Genomic DNA, 20,167 nt, shown 5'->3' on the forward strand with positions numbered 1-20,167 from the left:
CCGGACGCTCGACGCGCTCCGCGGGACGGCTGCGGAGGCGGCTGCCGGGACGGCCGGAGCCGAAGCACGGGACAGGGCCGCTGCGTAGGCCGTCGCGGGGCGTGTGGGATGCGTCCGGTGCGGTGGGCACGTGGGCGCACGGGCCGTGTCCGGTGCGCGGGCCACGTCGGGTGCCTCGGTCGTCGCGGGGGTGCGCGGCCCGTCCTCGGTGTGCACCGTCGCCGCTGCACGGGTGCCGCGCCCGGGGAACGGCCCAGGGAGGCCCGTACGCAGGGTTCCCCGGCCATCGCCGCCCCGCACCCGGGCGGTTCGGAGGGCGCGCCCGGCCCGGGCGCCTCGGCCCGTGTGCGCGGCGCGCCCCTCTCAGCCGGCGTGCTTGGCCGCGAGGTACTGCAGGTAACGCATCAGCGTCATCAGCACGTCGCGGCTCGACTCGCGGTGCCGGGCGTCACAGGAGACGATCGGCACGTCCTGCGGCAGGTCGAGGGCTCCGCGCAGTTCCTCCACGGGGTACTCCGGCGCCTCCGGGAACGAATTGACGGCGACGACGAACGGCACGCCGCGCTCCTCCAGGCGGCCCAGGACGTCGAAGCTGACCTCCAGCCTCCGCGTGTCGACCAGGACCACGGCGCCCAGCGCACCCTCGAAGAGGCCTCGCCACAGGAACCAGAACCGCTCCTGGCCCGGAGTGCCGAACAGGTACAGCACCAGTTCGTGGTTGATGCTGATCCGGCCGAAGTCCATCGCCACGGTCGTGTGCGTCTTGCGCTCGACGCCCGCCGTGTCGTCGACGCCGACGCCGGCCTGCGTCATCGTCTCCTCTGTCGTGAGCGGCCTGATCTCGCTCACCGAGCCGACCAGGGTCGTCTTGCCGACCCCGAAGCCGCCCACGACGACGACCTTCACCGCCGTGGCCGCCGAATCCGGCAGCACGTCCTCGGTACGCGGCCCCGCAGGGGAGAACCCCCCGGCGCCGGCCTGGGGAAGCTCAGAGCTTCTGAAGTCCATGGATCACTGCCTCAATCAATGCGGGGTCGGGAAGTTGGGCCTTCGGGACGGGCGCGCGGGCCATCACCCGCTGCTCCGCCAGCAGGTCACCGAGCAGCACGGTCACCACGCTCACCGGCAGACGCAGATACGCCGAGATCTCGGCCACGGACAGCGGCGCCTGACAGAGCCGGATGATCGCCTCGTGCTCCGGCGGCATCCCGGGTCTGGGCGCCGACCTGGCCACGATCAGCGTGACCAGGTCGAGCGCGGCGCCTCGCCGATCGTGTTCGGACGACCCGCTGCGGCCGCCCGTGATCACATAGAGCCGTTCTGGTGTCCCCTCGTCCCAGCCCGGATCCGTCACGCGGACTGCCCGTCGTCGTGCCGGGGCGGGCTGCTCAGGTGCTCACCGATCCGGGCCACCAGGTCCCGCATCCGCTGGCCCATGAGACCGGCGTCCACGCCCTCGCCGGCGAGCACCGCGAGATACGCGCCGGCGCCCGCAGCCATCAGGTAGAAGAACCCGCCGTTCATCTCGATCACGACGAGCCGCATCCGCCCGTCACCGTGCGGGAGTTCCTGTGCGACGGCGCCCGCCAGGCTCTGGAGTCCGGCGCAGGCGGCGGCCAGCCGGTCGGCGGTGTCGGTGTCCGCCCCGTACTGGGCCATCCGCAGGCCGTCCGCCGAGAGGACCACGACGTGCCTGGTCTGCGGCACACTCTCCGCGAGGTCCTTGAGCATCCAGTCCATGTTGGCCCGCTGCTGAATCATGCGTTGTTCCCCTTGCTCGCCGACGCCTCGTCGGCGTCGCTGGAATCACCGGTCCGGCCGGCGTGCGGGCCGTCACCGGACAGGCCGCTCTGGAAGGCGGCCAGCCACATGCCGGGCTGTACCTGCTGGGTCCGGTCGGCTGCGCCGTGCGCACCCGGGGCCGTCTCCGTGGCGGGTGCGTCGCCCGCCGCCGGGGCGCTGGCCCCGGCCGGTTCCGACGGGCCGGCCGCCCTGTTCTTGCGGCGCCGCTGCGGCAGACCGTTCGGGGTCCGCTCCACGACGCCGGGCGCGGCCTCGTCGGCGGTCCGGGAGTGCTGCGGACCGGTCGGCGGGCGCTGGGCGGCGTACGCGGGACGGGCCTCGGCCGCCGGGCGCGGCGCACCGGTGGCCGACGGGGCCTCCGCGACGGCCCTCGGCCCGGAGGCCGTGCCGATACCGTGCGCCAGGCCCGTCGCCGACGCGGCGGTGGTGATCAGCTGCTGCGGCACGATCAGCACCGCCCGGACACCGCCGTACGCGGAGGACCGCAGCGACACCTGGAACTCGTACGCCTGGGAGAGCCGGCCGACCACCGCGAGGCCGAGCCGCGGCGTCTCCCCGAGGTCGTTCAGGTCGATGCCCTGCTGTGCCTGGCGCAGCATGCGCTCGGCCCGCCTGCGGGCCTCCTCGCTCATACTGACGCCGCCGTCCTCGATCTCGATGGCGATGCCCGACTGCACGTCGACGGCGGTCAGATGCACCCGTGTCTGCGGCGGCGAGTAGCGGGTGGCGTTGTCTAGGAGTTCGGCCAGGGCGTGGATCAGCGGCTCGACGGCCGGGCCGATGACCGCGACCTCGGACACCGAGTGCAGTTCGACGCGCTGGTAGTCGATGATCCGCGACATGGCGCCGCGGAGCACGCTGTAGAGCGGCACGGCCCTGTTCCACTGGCGCCCGGGCCGCGCCCCGCCCAGTACCGCGATCGAGTCGGCGAGCCGGCCGATCAGGGCGGTGCCGTGGTCGAGGCGCAGGAGGTCGCCGAAGACTTCCGGGCTGTTGCCGTGCCGGTCCTCCATCTCGCGGAGTTCCTGGGCCTGTTGGTGGACGATCGCCTGCACGCGGCGGGCGATGTTCACGAATGCGCGCTGTGCGGACTCGCGCAGATTCTCCTCGGCGGCCACGGCGTTGACCACCGAGTACAGCATCGCCTGGTGTGCGGCCGTGAACTCCGGAGTGAGCCCGGTCCGGCGGCCCGCGGACTCGGCCAGTGACGCGAGCACGTCCTCGGGGAACTCGCCTCGGCCGAGCCGTTCCACCACCTCGGGCAGGACGCGCTGGGCGAGCCGGACGGTCTCCGCCTCCTGCTGTGCGAGCGCGTCGCCCTGCGCCGCGATCCGCTGCCGCAGCTCCTCGATCACCCGGCCGCGTCGCGCGCTCTCCCCGCAGGCCACGGCCACGGCCACAGCGGCGAGACAGCCGGTGACGGTCACCGGGGTGCGCGCTGCCGAGGAGACCATGAGCGCCGAGACCGTCGTGGCTGCCGCTATCACGATAACGGGGAGCAGCCACCAGACGGACACGGTTTTCGGAGAACCGGGCGACGATCCCTCTCGAACCCTCTGCACCCTCAAACCACCCAAAACAAAGATCAGTAGAAGATCGTGCGTTGACGACCGCGTAGCTTAACGCTTCCGGGTGAAGGAGATTGACAGAGGGTCACCGACTTGACACCAACGTAACGTGCCCGCTCGTTGCGGCAACGAGCGGGCACGTCAGGTGAGTTGGCGAATATTGCCTTGTCAGGAGGCTGCCGCGTCCGCAGCCTGGGCCTTGAGCGCGCGCTCGATGCCCGCGCGCGACTCCGAGACCAGCCGGCGCAGCGCCGGGTTGGGATCGGCCGATTCCAGCCAGGCGTCGGTGGCGTCCAGCGTCGCCCGGGAGACCTGCAGCGACGGGTAGAGGCCGGTCACGATCTGCTGGGCGATCTCGTGCGACCGCGTTTCCCAGACACCCTTGGCCGAGGCGAAGAACTTCTCGGCGTAGGGCGCGATCAGGTCGCGCTGGTCGGCCTGCACGAAGCCGGCGATGACCGCTTCCTGGACGGCGTTCGGCAGGGTGTCGGAGTCCACGACGGACGTCCAGGCCTCGGCCTTCGCCTCGGCGGTCGGACGGGACGCCCGCGAGGTCGCGGCGTGCCGCTCGCCGGCGGCCGTACGGTCCCGGTCGTGCTCCGCGGCGATCTCCTTCTCGCCGAACCGGCCGGTCGCCGCCAGCCGCTCCACGAACGTCCAGCGCAGCTCGGTGTCCACGACCAGGCCCTCGACGGTCTCGGTGCCCTCCAGCAGCGCCGCGAGCAGGTCCAGCTGCGCGTCGGTGCGGGCCGTCTCCGCGAACGCCCGGGCCCAGGCCAGCTGGTGGTCGCTGCCCGGCTCCGCGGCGCGCAGGTGCTCCAGCGTCGCCTCGGTCCAGGTGTTCAGGCCGGCCGGCCGCCACGCCGGGTCGGCGTACACGTCGAGGGCGAGCTTCGCCTGGCGCTGCAGAGACTGCACCACGCCGATGTCGGACTCCTTGCCGACTCCGGACAGCACCAGCGCCAGGTAGTCGCGGGTGGCCAGTTCGCCGTCGCGGGTCATGTCCCAGGCGGAGGACCAGCACAGCGCGCGCGGCAGCGACTCGGTGAAGTCGCCGAGGTGCGCGGTGACGGTCTTCAACGACTCGGCGTCGAGCCGGACCTTGGCGTACGACAGGTCGTCGTCATTGAGCAGCACGACCGCCGGACGCCTCCGGCCGGTGAGCTGCGGTACGGCGGTCAGCTCGCCGTCCACGTCCAGCTCGATCCGCTCGGTGCGGACCAGCTCGCCGTCCCGGAGGTCGTACAGGCCGACCGCGATGCGGTGCGGGCGCAGGGTCGGCTCGCCCTTGGCGCCGGCGGGCAGCGCGGGCGCCTCCTGCTTCACGGCGAAGGAGGTGATCGTGCCGTCCTCGCCGGTCGCGATCTCCGGACGCAGGACGTTGATGCCGGCCGTTTCCAGCCACTTCTTCGACCAGGTCTTCAGGTCGCGGCCCGAGGTCTTCTCGAGCGCGCCCAGCAGGTCGGAGAGCCGGGTGTTGCCGAAGGCGTGGGCCTTGAAGTAGGCCTGGACGCCCGTGAAGAACTCCTCCACGCCGACGTAGGCGACGAGCTGCTTCAGCACCGACGCGCCCTTGGCGTAGGTGATGCCGTCGAAGTTGACCATGACGTCCTCGAGATCGTTGATCTCGGCCATGATCGGGTGGGTGGACGGCAGCTGGTCCTGCCGGTAGGCCCAGGTCTTCTCGGCGTTCGCGAAGGTCGTCCAGGCGTTCGGCCACCGGGTCTCCGGGTGGTGGGCCTGGCAGGCGACCGAGGTGTAGGTGGCGAACGACTCGTTCAGCCACAGGTCGTTCCACCACTCCATGGTGACGAGGTCGCCGAACCACATGTGGGCCAGCTCGTGGAGGATGGTCTCGGCCCGCCGCTCGTACGCCGCGTCCGTGACCTTCGAGCGGAACACGTACTGGTCGCGGATGGTCACCGCACCCGCGTTCTCCATCGCTCCGGCGTTGAACTCCGGCACGAACAGCTGGTCGTACTTGGCGAACGGGTACGGGTGGTCGAAGCGCTCCTCGAACCACTCGAAGCCCTGCCGGGTGACCTCGAAGATCGCGTCCGAGTCGAGGTGCTCGGCGAGCGAGGGCCGGCAGTAGATGCCCAGGGGCACCGTCCGGCCGTCCTTCTCGTAGCTGCTGTGCACCGCGTGGTACGGGCCCACGATCAGCGCCGTGATGTACGTGGAGATGCGCGGCGTCGGCTCGAAGCGCCAGACGTTGTCCACCGGCTCGGGGGCCGGGGAGTTCGAGATCACCGTCCAGCCCCGGGGAGCCGTCACGGTGAACCGGAACGTCGCCTTCAGGTCGGGCTGCTCGAACGAGGCGAACACCCGGCGGGCGTCCGGCACCTCGAACTGCGTGTACAGATAGGTCTGCTGGTCCACCGGGTCGACGAACCGGTGCAGGCCTTCACCCGTGTTGGTGTACGCGCAGTCCGCGACGACCTTCAGTTCGTTCGTCCCGGCGGCCAGGCCGGGGAGGGTGATCCGGGAGTCCTGGAACAGCGCGGCCGCGTCCAGCGCCTCGCCGTTCAGTACGACCTCGTGCACGACCGGCGCCACCAGGTCGATGAAGGTCTCGGCCCCCGCCTCCCGGGACTCGAAGCGCACCGTGGTCACGGACCGGTAGACGCCTCCCTCCGGGGCGCCGCTCAGGTCGAGCTCGATGTCGTACGAGTCCACGCTGAGAAGGCGAGCCCGCTGCTGCGCCTCTTCGCGGGTCAGATTCGTGCCAGGCACGCAGTCATCTCCTTCGATGTGACGTCATGGGTGACGTTCCGGCCATCCTTCCATGTGGGGTGTACGGGTGCGATGTCGTTTCCCGGCAGTGGCGCGGACTTCCGGAGCGTCCTTCCGGCGCTTCGGCCCGCGCCGTCCGTCCGTACGCCTGCTCGTGGGCGGGAACGCGAACGGCGGCCGCCCCCGGTCCCCCGGGGACGGCCGCCGTCGGTGCTGCCGGCGCCCGGGCGGAGACCCTCCGTCCGGTCGTCCGGTCCTGGCTCAGCCCTTGAGCTCGTCCGCGACCAGCTCCGCGATCTGTACGGCGTTCAGCGCCGCACCCTTGCGCAGGTTGTCGTTGGAGAGGAACAGCGCGAGGCCGTGGTCGACGGTCTCGTCGACGCGGATGCGGCCCACATAGGAGGCGTCCTTCCCGGCCGCCTGGAGCGGGGTCGGGATCTCGGACAGCTCCACGCCCGGGGCGTCCTTCAGCAGCTCGTAGGCGCGCTCCACGTCGATGGGGCGCTCGAAGCGGGCGTTGACCTGGAGGGAGTGGCCGGAGAAGACCGGTACGCGGACGCAGGTGCCGGAGACCTTCAGCTCCGGGATCTCCAGGATCTTGCGGGACTCGTTGCGGAGCTTCTGCTCCTCGTCGGTCTCGAAGGTGCCGTCGTCGACGATGCTGCCGGCCAGCGGCACGACGTTGTACGCGATGGGGCGCTTGTAGACGGCCGGCTCGGGGAACTCGACGGCCTCGCCGTCGTAGGCCAGCTGGTCGGCCTGCTCGGCGACCGCGCACGCCTGGGTGCGCAGCTCGGCGACACCGGCCAGGCCGGAGCCCGACACCGCCTGGTAGGTGGTGGCGACCATGGAGACCAGGCCCGCCTCCAGGTGGAGCGGCTTCAGCACCGGCATCGCGGCCATGGTGGTGCAGTTCGGGTTGGCGATGATGCCCTTGGGGCGGTCCTTGACCGCGTGCGGGTTCACCTCGGAGACGACCAGCGGGACCTCGGGGTCGCGGCGCCAGGCGGAGGAGTTGTCGATCACCACGGCGCCCTGGGAGGCGACCTTTTCGGCCAGCGCCTTGGAGGTGGCACCGCCCGCCGAGAAGAGCACGATGTCCAGACCGGTGTAGTCGGCGGTGGCCGCGTCCTCGACGGTGACCTCCGTGCCGTTCCAGTCGAGGGTCGTGCCCGCGGAGCGCGCGGAGGCGAACAGGCGCAGCTCGTCGACCGGGAACTTCCGCTCGGCGAGGATGCTGCGCATGACTGTGCCGACCTGACCGGTGGCTCCGACGATTCCGACCCTCACGGTGACTCCTGACGACTCTGGCGACCTGCGCGTACCTCCCCATCATGCGGGGATGCCGGTCCTTTCTGTCCAATCCATTGTCCGAAGGGCGGGACGGGGGCATGGACGCCCGGGAACGGGAAGGGCGGGCGTCCGGTCCGGACGCCCGCCCCTGGAGGAACTCAGGCCGTTACGGCGTGACCTTCTCGATCACGACGCTGCCGGTGCCCGCCGCGGTTCCGCGGCCGTTCACCAGCTGGACCTCGCCGAAGAACTGCCGGCCCTCGGGGGCCGCGCTGCCCACCAGCACCTCGGCGGCGACCTGTGCGGACGCGCCGTTGCCGAGCTTCACGGTCTGCGCCTCGTCGACCTTGACGCTGCCGAGCGACGGCGCGAAGAACACGTCGCGGTAGTCGTACTCGGTGCTGCCCGCGGGGACCGCGTAGCCGATGACCTTGACGGTGTAGGTGCCGGCGGCCGGCTTGACGAGGCTCACGGCCTCGTCGGAGTCGCCGTCCGCGGACGAGCCGACCCTGGTGGTGCCGAGCCAGACCTCGAGGTCCAGGTCGGCGCCGGTGTCGGAGACGCCGCCGATGGCGACGTCGAGGCGCTCGACACCCTCACCGACGGTGACGGTGCTCTCGTGCGTCTCCTGCTCCTTGATGACCGGACGGGCCACCTTCGCCGAGCCGAGCGAGCCGCCCTTGAGCTTGCCGTCGACGGCGGCGAAGCCGTTGGTGACCTTCCAGTCGACCTTGGCCGGGGTGCCGACCTTGGCCTCGGGCACGGTCTTCACGGCCGGGTCGAACGCCGCGCCGAGGACCGACACGTCCAGCTTGTACGGGTTGTCGAGCAGCGGTGACGTGCGGCGGGACTCGACCTCGATCTCCCAGACACCGGGCTGCGGGTTCGGGTACGACCGCAGGTCGGGGCGGCAGGTGTTGGCCGGGTTGGTGTAGTTCGGGTAGCAGTTGATCGTCGACGTCGGGTCGACCGGTGTGCCGTACGGGTGGATCGCGATGAACCGGGTCTGGCTCTTGTCGGCCAGTCCGCCGAGCGCGACCTCCAGCGACTTGGCGCCCTCGGGCACGGTCACGAAGTACGACTTGTGGCTGTTCCGCTGCACCGAGCCGGACGTCGAGAAGGAGTAGGCCGGCTTGGCCAGCTCCTGCGCGGCGACCACGGTGGTGAGGATCTGCTTGTCCACGCCCTCGGTGCGGACGTCGTCCAGCTCCAGGATGGCGCTGTGCACGCCCGCGGTACGGGCCTTGGCGTCCACCTTGACGGTGACCGGCTTGTTCAGCGGAAGCACCACGGAGCCGGAGCCCGGCAGGTCGAAGGTGCCGTCGTTGTACTTCCAGTCCAGCTCGTGGCGGAGCGGGCGGTCCGGGCCGGTGGTCCGGGTGATGGTGATGTCGTACGACTTCCTCTGGCGGACCTTGAGGCCGCCCTCGCGGTCGTAGAGACCGGTGCCGAAGCCCGGCTCCTTCAGCGCGAAGTCGAGGGCGGTGTCGACCGGCGCCTTCACCGCGTACTGGTGGGCGGTGGCGCCGTCCTTGATGGCCTTCCACGCGTCCACGATGTTCATCAGACCGGCGCCCTGCTCGTGCGCCGAGACACCCTTGATCTTCTTCGCGGTGCTGGTCAGCGCGGTGCGCAGGTTCGCCGGGGTGAGCTCGATCTTCTTCTGCTTCGCGGCGGACAGCAGCAGCGCGCCGGCACCGGCGGCCTGCGGTGAGGCCATCGAGGTGCCCTGGAGCATGCCGTAGCCGGCGGGCAGCTGGTAGCCGGACTCGGCCACCGGCGCGCCGGGCAGCCAGGTCTGGATGGTGTTGATGGCCGCGCCCGGAGCGGAGATCACCGGGGTGAAGCCGCCGTCCTCACGCGGCCCGCGCGAGGAGAAGGGGAACATGGCGTACTTCTTGGAGACCTCGGAGCCGTAGTTGGCGGCCCAGGTTGCCTTGGAGACGGTCGCGCCGACGGAGATCACCTTGTCGGCCAGCGACGGGTCGCCGATGGTGTTGGTGCCGGGGCCCGAGTTGCCGGCCGAGATGACCAGCTGGACGCCGTACTCGTCGATGAGACGGGTGTAGAGCTCGGCGCGGGCGTTGTTGCCGTCGTTCAGCGCCGGGAGGCCGCCGATGGACATGTTGACGATGTCCACGCCGCGGTTGACGACCAGGTCGGCCATGCCTTCGGTGAGCGCGACGTTGGTGCAGCCGCCGCTCCAGGAGCAGGCGCGCGAGGAGACGAGCTTGGCGCCGGGGGCGGCACCGTTCATCTTGCCGCCGAACAGGCCGTTCGCGGCGGTGATGCCGGCGACGTGCGTGCCGTGCTCGGACTCGATGATGCCGACGTTGACGAAGTCGGCCTTCTTGCCGACCCAGTCGCCGCCCAGCGGGTCCATCGGGACGTCCTTGCGGATCTCGATCACGAACGGGATCCGCTCGGCGACCTCGGTCGCCGGGTCGTCCGTGCCGAAGTAGCCGACCTGGAAGCCGTCCTTGTACGGCTTCATCGGCTCGTTGTCGGTGAAGTCGTTGTTCTGGTCGGTGTCGACGCGGACGGTCCCGGCAGCGGCGTCGTAGAGCAGGCCGAACCGGTCGGTGGTGTCGCCGTCCCGGTTGACGTCGCCCTTCATGTCACCGTTGGCCGTGATCGACTCGGTGAAGCGGCTGAACTGGTAGGAACCGGCGGGGGCCTTCCAGCTGGCGCCGGAGGCGGAGAACACCGGGCCGGAGACGGGCGTGATCTGGGCGCGCCAGGTGCCGTCGTTGTCGGTGATCGGGTCGGTGGCGGTGACCCAGTCGACGATCTTGCGCTCGCCGGTGGTGGTCTTCTGCAGCGCCGGGTGTCCCAGGTCGACGCCGGAGTCCATGATGCCGATGGTCACGCCGCGGCCGTCGTACTTCGGGTGGTCCTGGACGAACTCCACCGCACCGGTCTCGAAGGACGGGTTGTACGGGTTCTTGGCGGGCGTGCGCTTGTCCGGCCCCGGGTACGTGCCGGCGGTCCGGGTGGTGGCCGCGCCCTTGGTGCGGTCGGCGGCCGGGGTGGGGTCGTCCAGCTCGATCTCGTGCTTGAGGTCGATACCGTGGACGCTGGAGAGCTTGGTGGCCGCCTTGATCGCGGCCTCCGCCTTGGCGGTCGGCAGGGTGGCGCGGACGTAGCCGAGCTCGTCGAACGTCTTGCCGACGGAGGCGCCCTTGACGGCGTCGAGTTGCGCGGCGACCTGCTCGGTGGCCCCGGGCGCGGTGGCGACCATCATCGTGACGGTCTTCTCGCCCTTGGCCTGAGCCTCGGCGAGGAGGTCCGCGTCGGCGGAACCGAGCTTCGCGTCTGCGGACTTGACGGGTGCGGTCGCCGGGTCGTCGGCTTCCGCGGCGAATGCGGGAGCAGTCCCGCCGGCGGCCATGGCGGCCACCAGACCCGCGGCGGCCGCGATGCGGGCCGCGCGTCTCGCCCCGGGTATGGCGCGGGGGGTTGTGAAGGTCATCAGCATCCCTGTTGGTGTAAGAGACGGTCCGGTATTCGGTGCCGGATGACCGATCACATTGACGTAAGTGAAGGCTTCCTGGCGCAAGTTGGCCAAATCGAAATGTGATTTGCGTCACTCGAACAGTGAACTCTGGTGGATATTCCGGGTGTTAATGCGACACAACGGTGAACGGAACGCGATCTTCCAAGGCCGTCCGCCTCGTTCCGGGCGGGTGACCCGGGGACGGGTGGTGACCTCTACCCTCGGTTCATGAACGAGGAGTTGAGAGTGGCGGCCTACGCCGTCTGCGTACGCGACGGACGGATCCTGCTGGCCCGCTGGGTCGCCCGGGACGGTGCCAAACGGTGGACCCTGCCCGGCGGCGGCATGGACCACGGCGAGGACCCCCTGGACACGGTCGTCCGTGAGGTCCACGAGGAGACCGGGTACGACCTGGAACCGGTCACTCTCCTCGGCCTCGACTCCATACGCCGTACCTATCCGCGCCGCTTCGGCACGGCCGCCGACTTCCACGGCCTGCGCATCGTCTACGAGGGCCGTATCACCGGCGGTGAGCTGCGCCCCGAGATCGCCGGCTCCACCGATCTCGCCGCCTGGCATCCCCTGGACGCCGTCCCCTCCCTCGCCCGGACCGGGCTCGTCGACGTGGGAATCGGCCTGTGGCGTGCCCGGCCGGCCCTCGGCAATGTCGCGCGGAGCGGCTGAAACACGCCCAACCGTCGTGATCCCTGTCAACCGCCCCGCACCGGAAGGGGTCATGTCCGGCGACCGCAGTCGGACACAGGGAGGCATGCTTCATGTCAGTACGCACGGTGGGCACGGCCCTCGTCGCCACGGCGGTCGCGGCCGCAGTGACCGCGACCGTCTTCGTCACCCCCGCCGCCGCCCGGGAGACGACCCCGCAGAATGGCGGACACCACAGCACCCGGCAGGCACTGGAGGCCGCGGTGCGCGACGGAGTGCCCGGTGCGATCGCGGTGGCGCACGACCGGCACGGCCGCTGGACGGGCGACGCGGGCGTCGCCGACCTCCGGACCGGGCGCGAGCGCAGAGCGCCGGACCGGTTCCGCGTCGGGTCCATCACCAAGACCTTCGTGGCGACGGTCGTCCTGCAGCTGGAGGCCGAAGGCCGGCTCTCCCTCGACGACACTGTCGACGAATGGCTCCCGGGACTGGTCCGCGGCAATGGACACGACGGCCGCCGCATCACCGTCGGGCAGCTCCTCAACCACACCAGCGGCATCCACAACTACACGGACGACGAGGACTTCATGTCCAAGGTCTTCGGTGAGGGCTTCTTCGAGCACCGCTACGACACCTGGAAGCCCCGGCAGCTGGTCGGCCTCGCCATGAAGCACCGGCCGTACTTCGAACCCGGCACGAGCTGGCACTACTCCAACACCAACTACATTCTCGCCGGAATGATCGTGGAGAAGGCCACCGGCCGCCCCTACGGCAGCGAGATCGAACGCCGGATCCTGCGCCCCCTGAAGCTGCGCGCCACCAGCCTGCCCGGCACCCGCGCCACGATGCCCCGCCCCAGCGGGCGCGCCTACTCCACACTGTCCGCCGACCCCGCCGCGAAGCCCCGCGACGTCACCGAGCTGAACCCGTCCCTCGCCTGGGCCGCCGGCGAGATGGTCTCCGACTCGGCTGACCTGGGCCGTTTCTACCGTGCCCTGCTGGGCGGCGACCTGCTGCCCCGCGAACAGCTCCGGAAGATGACCACTGCCGTCCCGATCGAGGGAACGCCCTACGGCTACGGCCTCGGTCTCATGAAGGCCCCGCTCTCCTGTGGCACCGAGGTCTGGGGCCACGGAGGCGGCATCCATGGCTCCTCGTCCCAGGCGGTGACCACCCGCGACGGCCGCCACTCCCTGGCCTTCAACTTCAACGGGGACTGGGCGGGCGACTCCGGAGCGGTCATCGAGGCGGAGTTCTGCCCCAAGCCGGCCGGAGCCCTGAAGGGGAAGGGCATCAACCACCGGCTGGGCGGCACCCCCGCCCTGCCCGGTGCGACCGGACCCCTCTGGTAGCCGCGGGCGCCGGCCCTCGTCGAAGCCCGGGGCCCGCCCCGGCCGGCCTCACCGGGGGAGGACCACCACGGAGCGGGCCGGGGCGCGGTCCGTCACGGCCATCAGGGCCGTGCGGACCACGACCGCCTGCTGCACCATCGCGTCGCGCAGCTTGCCCGGGGTGACATGGACGACGGTGATGCCGAGCCGCTCCAGAAGCTCGCGCTTGCGGGTGCCCTCCGACCACCGCGCGTCCTCGTCCCGGCGCGGCGCCCGGGTGTTCAGCTCGAGGGCGACGCCCTGCTCGGGCCAGTACGCGTCCACCCCGCCGACGTGCGGGCCGCCGGCGATCCGCAGATCCACGTTCCACACCGGTTCGGGCAGCCCGTAGCTCCGCACCATCGTGTACAGCAGGCCCTCGGCGACCGCCCGGCCCTCCGCCAGCAGCGCGTCCACCGCGTCGACCACATGCGGCCGTGACAGCAGTCGCGCCCGGCTCAACTCCCTGATCACCGCTGCCGGTTCGCAGTCGCCCACGCGCACCGCCTCGGTCAGCAGCCGGCGCACCAGGCCCGGGTCCGAGAGCTCCGCGACCGTGTCGGCGACCGCACGCGGCACCGGCGCCACCGGGACCCCGGTCACCAGCTCCGGCGCCGGCAGTTCGAGCGACCGGATCAGCCGCGCACAGCCGGCCGAGCGCAGCCGGCGCCCCCGCGGCATCAGGACGTCGATGTGGGGGAGCGCCCGGAGCGGAGGAGTGGACACGAACCCGTGGAGGGCGAGCGCGGCCGGGCCGGTGATCATCACACCGCCGTACGGTGCGGCGACCTCGCCGCCCTTGCCGGCCGAACCGGGCTGGGCGGGAACCGCGCGGACGGTGGCCTCGGCCGGACGCGCGGCGTACAGCAGCGCGGCGTGCAGTCGCTCCTCGCTGGTCGGCGGCCCCTGGTGCAGCACGTACACGCCCGGCAGCAGCAGCTGCCACGGCCCGCCCGGCCGGCACCGGGCGGCGGCCTGCGCGGCCGAGACGCCGCGTTCGCGCAGCTGGTTCGCGGACTGCACGCGCCGGCGCACGTCGGTGAGCGCGCTGAGCGGGAGGGGGGGGAGCGGGGTGTTGTGGTTCATGCCCCCGCGATTCCCGCCCGCGGCCCCCTCCTTAACCGCTGTTACACGTTCGTCGACGAATGCGGACAACCTCGCACTAAAGTACGCGCGTTCGACTGCCGATCAGACCCTCCCCGTTCGGTCCAGTGCCCGAGTCCAGCGCCCGAGTCCAGCGCCCGAGTCCTGGGCGCGGCGGCCGGAGCGGCCGGCCGGAGTCGGGCCCGGCCGGCCGCGCCGGGGCGTCAGGCCGCGCCCTCGTCGCACTCCTGTGCCCGTAGTGCCCGCGCGAGGTCGTCGCGCGCCTCCAGCACCAGGCGGCGCAGCGCCGGCGCCGCCCCCTCGTGTGCGGACAGCCAGGCGTCCGTCGCGTCGAGCGTCGCCCGGTCGCCCTGAAGGGCGGGGAACAGCCCGCGCACCACGTTCATGGCGATCTGGATGGACCGTTCCGCCCACACCCGTCCGATCGCCTCGAAGTACTTCGGGGCGTACGGCGCGAGGATTTCACGCTGGCTCGGCCGGCCGAATCCCGCGATGGTCGCCTCGACGAGCGCGTTGGAGAGCGTGTCGGACTCCACCACCGCGCCCCACGCCTGGGCCTTGACCGCGGCCGACGGCCGTGCCGCGAGACAGCGCACCTGGTGCCGCTTGCCGGACGCCGTGTCGTCCCGGGCCAGTTCGGCAGTCAGCACCGATTCGTCCGCCACGCCGTGCGTGGCCAGCGGGGTGAGGAACTCCCAGCGCAGTTCCTGGTCCATGTCCAGGCCGTCGATCTTCGCGGTGCCGTCCAGCAGCCCGGACAGCAGCTGCAGGTCGGCCTCGGCCGAGGCGGTCGCCGCGAAGAACCGTGCCCAGGTCAGCTGGTGCTCGCTGCCAGGCTCGGCGAGCCGCAGCTCCCGCAGCGCGCCCTGGGCGAGGTCCCGGCCGGTCTGCTCGCGCGCGGCGGGCGTCACGTAGTGGGTCAGGGACGTCAGGGTCCAGGTGTGCAGCATCTGGAGGACGCCGATGTCGGTCTCGCGTCCCGCGAACCGCAGCACCAGGCCGATGAAGTCCCGGGCCGGCATGAGCCCGTCGCGGGTCAGGTTCCACAGCGCCGACCAGCACAGCGCGCGGGCCAGCGGATCGGAGATCTCGCCCAGCCGTTCGCGCAGCGCGGCCAGCGACCCCTCGTCGAAGCGGATCTTGCAGTACGTCAGGTCCTCGTCGTTGACCAGGACGAGGTCGGGCCGCTCGGCACCGGTGAGCTCGGCCACGACGGTGCGGGCGCCGGTGACGTCGGCCTCGGCCCGGGCGTAGCGCACCAGGGCCCCGGCCTCGTACCGGTAGAGACCCACCGCCACCCGGTGCGGGCGCAGCTCGTCGCCGTCCTGGGTGACCGCGAGCTCGGTGATCCGGTCGGACGCGTCGTACGTCACCACCGGCGTCAGGGCGTTGACCCCGGCCGTCTGCAGCCAGGCCCGCGACCAGGAGGCCATGTCGCGTCCGGAGACCTCCTCCAGCACCTCCAGCAGGTGCTCCAGCCGCGTGTTGCCGTACGCGTGCCGCTTGAAGTACCGGCGGGCGCCTTCCAGGAACGCGTCCCGGCCGACGTAGGCCACGAGCTGCTTCAGCACCGACGCGCCCTTGGCGTACGTGATGCCGTCGAAGTTGAGCTTGGCGTCCTCCAGGTCACGGATGTCGGCCGTGATCGGGTGCGTGGACGGCAGCTGGTCGGCGCGGTACGCCCAGGACTTGCGGTTGTTGGCGAAGGTGATCCATCCGTCGGTGAAGCGCGTCGCCTCCACCATCGAGAACGAGCCCATGAAGTCGGCGAAGGACTCCTTCAGCCACAGGTCGTCCCACCACTGCATGGTCACGAGGTCGCCGAACCACATGTGGGCCATCTCGTGCAGGATCACGTTCGCCCGGTGCTCGTAGGCGGCCTGCGTCACCTTGCCGCGGAAGATGTACTCCTCGCGGAAGGTGACCATGCCCGGGTTCTCCATCGCGCCCAGGTTGTACTCGGGCACGAACGCCTGGTCGTACTTGCCGAACGGGTACGGGTAGTCGAAGTGGTCGTGGAAGAAGTCGAATCCCTGCTTGGTGACCAGGAAGACGTCGTCCTCGTCGAAGTGCCTGGCGAGTCCCTTGCGGCACATCACCCCGAGCGGGATCTCCAGCTCCGTGCCGTCGTCGAAGGTCCGGCGGTAGGTGTCCGTGACGTGGTGGTAGGGGCCCGCGACGACACAGGTGATGTACGTGGAGATCGGCGCCGTCTCCGCGAACCGCCACACCCCGCCGTCCCGTGACTCCTCGGCGCCGTTGCTCCACACGGTCCAGCCCTCGGGAGCCGTCACCTCGAAGCGGAAGCGGCCCTTGAGGTCCGGCTGCTCGAAGTTCGCGAACACCCGCCGGGCGTCGGCCGGCTCGTACTGGGTGTACAGGTAGACCTCGCCGTCCTCGGGGTCCTCGAACCGGTGCAGACCCTCGCCGGTCCGGCTGTACGCGCACTGCGCGTCCACGACCAGGACGTTCTCCTCGGCCAGGCCTTCCAGCGCGATCCGGCTCCCGTCGAACACGTCGGCGGGGTCCAGTGCCCGTCCGTTCAGGGTGACCGCCGTCACGGCGGGCGCCACCAGGTCCGCGAAGGCGGCGGCGCCGGGCCGCGCGCAGCGGAACCGGATCGTGGTCACCGAGCGGAACGTGCGCGGCTGCCCCTCGGGGGCGTCGCCGACGGCGGAGCGCACGTCGAGGGACACCTCGTATCCGTCGACGGAGAGCAGGTCGGCCCGCTCCCGGGCTTCGTCGCGGGACAGATTCTCACCGGGCACAGGCACACTCCTTCGTGGCGGGGGCGGACAGCAGTGATCCTGCCATGTGGCACTGACCGGGGACATCCGGCATTCGGACCTCAGCGGGGGCAGGACACGGGAATGCCACGGCGCTCCGCCCGTGTTGGTACCGGAAGCTGCCTTCGGCGTCGTGTTCGAGGTATCCCATAAGGAGAGACATGTCCGAGACCGGCAAGACCACCGCCGATTTCTGGTTCGACCCGCTGTGCCCCTGGGCGTGGATGACGTCCCGCTGGATGCTCGAAGTGGAGAAGGTCCGTCCGGTGGAGGTGCGGTGGCATGTCATGAGCCTCGCCGTCCTCAACGAGAACAAACTCGATCAGCTCCCCGAGAGCTACCGCGAGCTGCTCGCCACGGCCTGGGGCCCGGTCCGTGTCGTGACCGCCGCCCAGGAGAAGTTCGGCGACGAGATCGTCGGTCCCCTCTACACCGCGCTCGGCACCCGTTTCCACAACCAGGGCATGGGCCCGACCGAGGAGGCGATCCTCGGCGCCCTGGAGGAGGTCGGCCTGCCCGCCGACCTGATCGACTTCGCCCGTTCCGACGAGTACGACACCGAGCTGCGCACCTCGCACCGCGAGGGCATCGAGCTGGTCGGTGAGGACGTCGGCACCCCGGTGATCGCGGTCCCGGGCGAGGACGGCGGCCGGGTCGCGTTCTTCGGCCCGGTGGTCACCCCGGCGCCCAAGGGCGAGGCGGCGGCCCGGCTGTGGGACGGCACGCTGCTGGTCGCGTCGACGCCGGGCTTCTTCGAGATCAAGCGGACCCGGACCGCCGCCCCGGACTTCGACTAGGGCCGACGGCGAAGACCGACGACGAAGGACCCCCGCGAGACACGTCCTCGCGGGGGTCCTTCTTCCATCCGCCCGCTCGATGAAGGCTGAGAAGACGATCACGAGCAGGACGACCCGGTGCCCGCCGCGCGGCGTGCGTCACGGTGGCGCGGCATCACCACGCCGCGGCGTCACGGGGCGAGCAGCAGACTGTCGCCGCGCTCCTTTGCGGCGGCGTAGCGCTTGGCCACGTCCTGCCAGTCGACGACCCGCCACATCGCTTCGATGAAGTCCACCTTCTGGTTCTTGTACTGGAGGTAGAAGGCGTGCTCCCAGGCATCGAAGACCAGGATCGGGGTGGAGCCCTGGCCGACGTTCCCCTGATGGTCGTAGACCTGCTCGACGATCAGCCGGCCGGTGACCGGCTCGTATGCGAGCACGCCCCAGCCGGACCCCTGGGTGGTGGCTGCGGCCTTGGACAGCTGGGTCCTGAACTTGGCGAAGGAGCCGAACGACTCGGCGATGGCGTCCGCGAGCTCGCCGACGCCGTCCTCGTCCAGCGGCTCGCCGCCGCCGTCACCGGACATGTTGTGCCAGTAGATGCTGTGCAGGATGTGGCCGGAGAGGTGGAAGGCCAGGTTCTTCTGCAGACCGTTGATCGACCCCCAGGCCTCCTTGTCCCGTGCCTCCTCCAGCTGTTCCAGGGTGTCGTTGGCGCCCTTGACGTACGCGGCGTGGTGCTTGTCGTGGTGCAGTTCGATGATCTCGGGGCTGATGACGGGTTCGAGCGCCGCGTAGTCGTACGGAAGTTCAGGAAGCGTGTACATGGCCATGGGGTCCGGTCCCTCCGGTGCCGCTTATTGCAAATAATACGCAAGTGCAGGCTATCAGCAACAGGCCGGAGTCGATCACGCATACACGGGGCCGCGGCCGCGCCCGGTACCGCGGACGGGACGGCGGGGAAAGCGGAACCCCCGGGGCCGTGGCGGCCCCGGGGGTTCCGGTGTCCTGTTCTCGGCTGTGCGAGCCGTGGCGTCAGGCGGACTCCCGCGACTGCCTCACCCGCTGCATGATGTAGCCGGTCACCGCCAGCACGACGGTCATGGCGCCGGTGGCCATCAGCTGGTCTCGGGTGTCGGGCTGCCGGGCCATCAGGAAGAAGATTCCCGCCATGCCGGCCAGGGCGACCCAGGTCAGGAACGGGTAGGCCCACATCCGCACCGCCAGCCTCTGGGGCTCCTCGCGCTCGATACGGCGCCGCAGCACCAGCTGGGAGACCGCGATGAAGATCCAGACGATCAGGATGACGCCGCCGATCATGTTGAGCAGCCACTTGAAGGCCAGGTCCGGAGACCAGTAGCTGAGCCCCACGCAGACGAAGCCGAGCACGCAGGACGCGAGCACGGCGCCCCGCGGCACACCGCCGGACACCTTGCCCAGGACCTTCGGGCCCTGGCCGCGCTGGACCAGCGAGTAGGCGATACGCGACGACCCGTAGATGTTGGCGTTCATCGCCGAGAGCAGGGCGACCAGTACGACCACGTTCATGATCTGGCCGGCGCCGGGGATGCCGAGGTGGTCGAGTGCCGCGACGTACGGGCCCTTCTCGGTGATCGACGGGTCGTTCCACGGGATGAGCGTGACGATGACGGCCATCGAACCGATGTAGAACAGCGCGATGCGCCACATCGCCGTACGGACGGCCTTCACCACGCCCTGCACCGGATTCTCGGACTCGGCCGCGGCGATGGTGACGGTCTCCATGCCGCCGTAGGCGAAGACCGAGGCCAGCAGACCGATCACCAGGCCCTCGGTGCCGTTCGGCAGGAACCCGCCGCTGCCGGTGAGGTTGGCCGTACCGGGCGAGTCGGTGCCGGGCAGGACGCCGAGGATCGCCAGCACGCCGAGGCCAAGGAAGAGGGTGATGGCACCGACCTTGAGCGCGGCGAACCAGAACTCGAACTCGCCGAAGTTCTTCACGGCCGCGAGGTTCGTGAGGCAGAACACCGCCATGAACAGGGCCACCCAGACCCATTGGGGGACGCCGGGCACCCAGCCGTGGACGATTTCGGCGGCGCCGATGCCCTCCAGTCCGACAGCCGTGGTCAGCAGCACCCAGAACGACCAGCCGGCCGCGAATCCCGCCCAGGGGCCGAACGCCCGCTCGGCGTGCGCCGAGAACGAGCCCGACGAGGGGTACGCCGCCGACATCTCGCCCAGCATGCGCATCACCAGCATGACCAACAGGCCGGAGACGACGTACGCGAGGACGATCGACGGGCCGGCCGCGGCGATGCCCGCTCTCGATCCGACGAAGAGGCCGGCACCGATGACACCGCCGAGGGCGATCATCGAAAGGTGGCGCTGCTTGAGGCCGTGCGTCAGCGGCGATCCGCCGGCCGACGAGTCCTCGGGTGCGGTGGAGCCGAGTTGCGGCTCGACCGGCGCGGGGGTCCGGGTCATGGGCGTCCCTTGTTCGGTGCGTGAGACGATTTGGCAAAGCAAAGTCCACAGTCTGGGCGATCAACCGCTCAGCGGGAACCCTTGACCGGAATTCGGACGGTAAAACTAC

The 20,167-nt window shown here is 70.7% G+C and carries 14 protein-coding genes; 3 read left to right on the forward strand and 11 right to left on the reverse strand.

Annotated elements, in window-relative coordinates; genetic code table 11:
- Positions 1-363: 363 nt before the first annotated feature.
- From ACZ4Z5_RS22830 to ACZ4Z5_RS22860, 7 genes are all read right to left on the reverse strand, one after another.
- Positions 364-1,008, reverse strand: coding sequence for a GTP-binding protein (locus ACZ4Z5_RS22830; protein WP_468265570.1), 645 nt, complete (start codon positions 1,006-1,008; stop codon positions 364-366).
- Complete coding sequence (locus ACZ4Z5_RS22835) at positions 989-1,354, reverse strand: DUF742 domain-containing protein (protein WP_468265572.1); 366 nt, start codon at positions 1,352-1,354, stop codon at positions 989-991. Before ACZ4Z5_RS22835 ends, ACZ4Z5_RS22830 begins: the two co-directional genes overlap by 20 nt.
- Positions 1,351-1,761, reverse strand: a complete 411-nt coding sequence (locus ACZ4Z5_RS22840) for a roadblock/LC7 domain-containing protein (protein WP_468265574.1) — start codon at positions 1,759-1,761, stop codon at positions 1,351-1,353. Before ACZ4Z5_RS22840 ends, ACZ4Z5_RS22835 begins: the two co-directional genes overlap by 4 nt.
- A complete protein-coding gene (locus ACZ4Z5_RS22845; RefSeq protein ID WP_468265666.1) occupies positions 1,758-3,257 on the reverse strand; it encodes a sensor histidine kinase in 1,500 nt (499 codons plus the stop codon). The genes ACZ4Z5_RS22840 and ACZ4Z5_RS22845 overlap by 4 nt, the downstream gene beginning before the upstream one ends.
- 282 nt (positions 3,258-3,539) lie before the next feature.
- Positions 3,540-6,107, reverse strand: a complete 2,568-nt coding sequence (gene pepN / locus ACZ4Z5_RS22850) for an aminopeptidase N (protein WP_468265576.1) — start codon at positions 6,105-6,107, stop codon at positions 3,540-3,542.
- A gap of 261 nt (positions 6,108-6,368) precedes the next feature.
- On the reverse strand, positions 6,369-7,397 hold the full coding sequence (locus ACZ4Z5_RS22855; RefSeq protein ID WP_468265578.1) for an aspartate-semialdehyde dehydrogenase: 1,029 nt from the start codon (positions 7,395-7,397) through the stop codon (positions 6,369-6,371).
- Between the two features lie 169 nt (positions 7,398-7,566).
- A complete protein-coding gene (locus ACZ4Z5_RS22860; protein WP_468265580.1) occupies positions 7,567-10,872 on the reverse strand; it encodes a S8 family serine peptidase in 3,306 nt (1,101 codons plus the stop codon).
- Positions 10,873-11,124: 252 nt separating this feature from the next.
- Between ACZ4Z5_RS22860 and ACZ4Z5_RS22865 the strand changes: the two genes are divergently transcribed.
- Positions 11,125-11,580, forward strand: coding sequence for an NUDIX hydrolase (locus ACZ4Z5_RS22865; protein ID WP_468265582.1), 456 nt, complete (start codon positions 11,125-11,127; stop codon positions 11,578-11,580).
- A gap of 92 nt (positions 11,581-11,672) precedes the next feature.
- Positions 11,673-12,911 carry a serine hydrolase domain-containing protein gene (locus ACZ4Z5_RS22870; protein WP_468265584.1) on the forward strand — a complete coding sequence of 413 codons (1,239 nt, stop codon included), beginning with the start codon at positions 11,673-11,675 and terminating at the stop codon, positions 12,909-12,911.
- A 48-nt stretch (positions 12,912-12,959) separates the two neighbouring features.
- On the opposite strand, the gene ACZ4Z5_RS22875 is transcribed toward ACZ4Z5_RS22870, so the two are convergent.
- Both ACZ4Z5_RS22875 and pepN (ACZ4Z5_RS22880) read right to left on the reverse strand, forming a co-directional pair.
- The gene (locus ACZ4Z5_RS22875; protein WP_468265586.1) at positions 12,960-14,015 is read right to left on the reverse strand and encodes a hypothetical protein; all 1,056 of its coding nucleotides are present in this window, start codon (positions 14,013-14,015) and stop codon (positions 12,960-12,962) included.
- A gap of 221 nt (positions 14,016-14,236) precedes the next feature.
- A complete protein-coding gene (pepN, locus tag ACZ4Z5_RS22880) occupies positions 14,237-16,801 on the reverse strand; it encodes an aminopeptidase N (RefSeq protein WP_468265588.1) in 2,565 nt (854 codons plus the stop codon).
- Between the two features lie 179 nt (positions 16,802-16,980).
- Between pepN (ACZ4Z5_RS22880) and ACZ4Z5_RS22885 the strand changes: the two genes are divergently transcribed.
- Positions 16,981-17,616: a mycothiol-dependent nitroreductase Rv2466c family protein gene (locus ACZ4Z5_RS22885; protein ID WP_468265590.1), complete on the forward strand. Its 636-nt coding sequence runs from the start codon at positions 16,981-16,983 to the stop codon at positions 17,614-17,616.
- A gap of 170 nt (positions 17,617-17,786) precedes the next feature.
- Here the strand turns inward: ACZ4Z5_RS22885 and ACZ4Z5_RS22890 are convergent, their stop codons facing one another.
- Together ACZ4Z5_RS22890 and ACZ4Z5_RS22895 are read right to left on the reverse strand one after the other, a co-directional pair.
- Complete coding sequence (locus ACZ4Z5_RS22890; protein ID WP_468265592.1) at positions 17,787-18,428, reverse strand: superoxide dismutase; 642 nt, start codon at positions 18,426-18,428, stop codon at positions 17,787-17,789.
- 202 nt (positions 18,429-18,630) lie between these two features.
- A complete protein-coding gene (locus tag ACZ4Z5_RS22895; protein WP_468265594.1) occupies positions 18,631-20,058 on the reverse strand; it encodes an amino acid permease in 1,428 nt (475 codons plus the stop codon).
- Positions 20,059-20,167: the final 109 nt, after the last annotated feature.

The organism is Streptomyces sp. NPDC030222 (assembly GCF_055573115.1).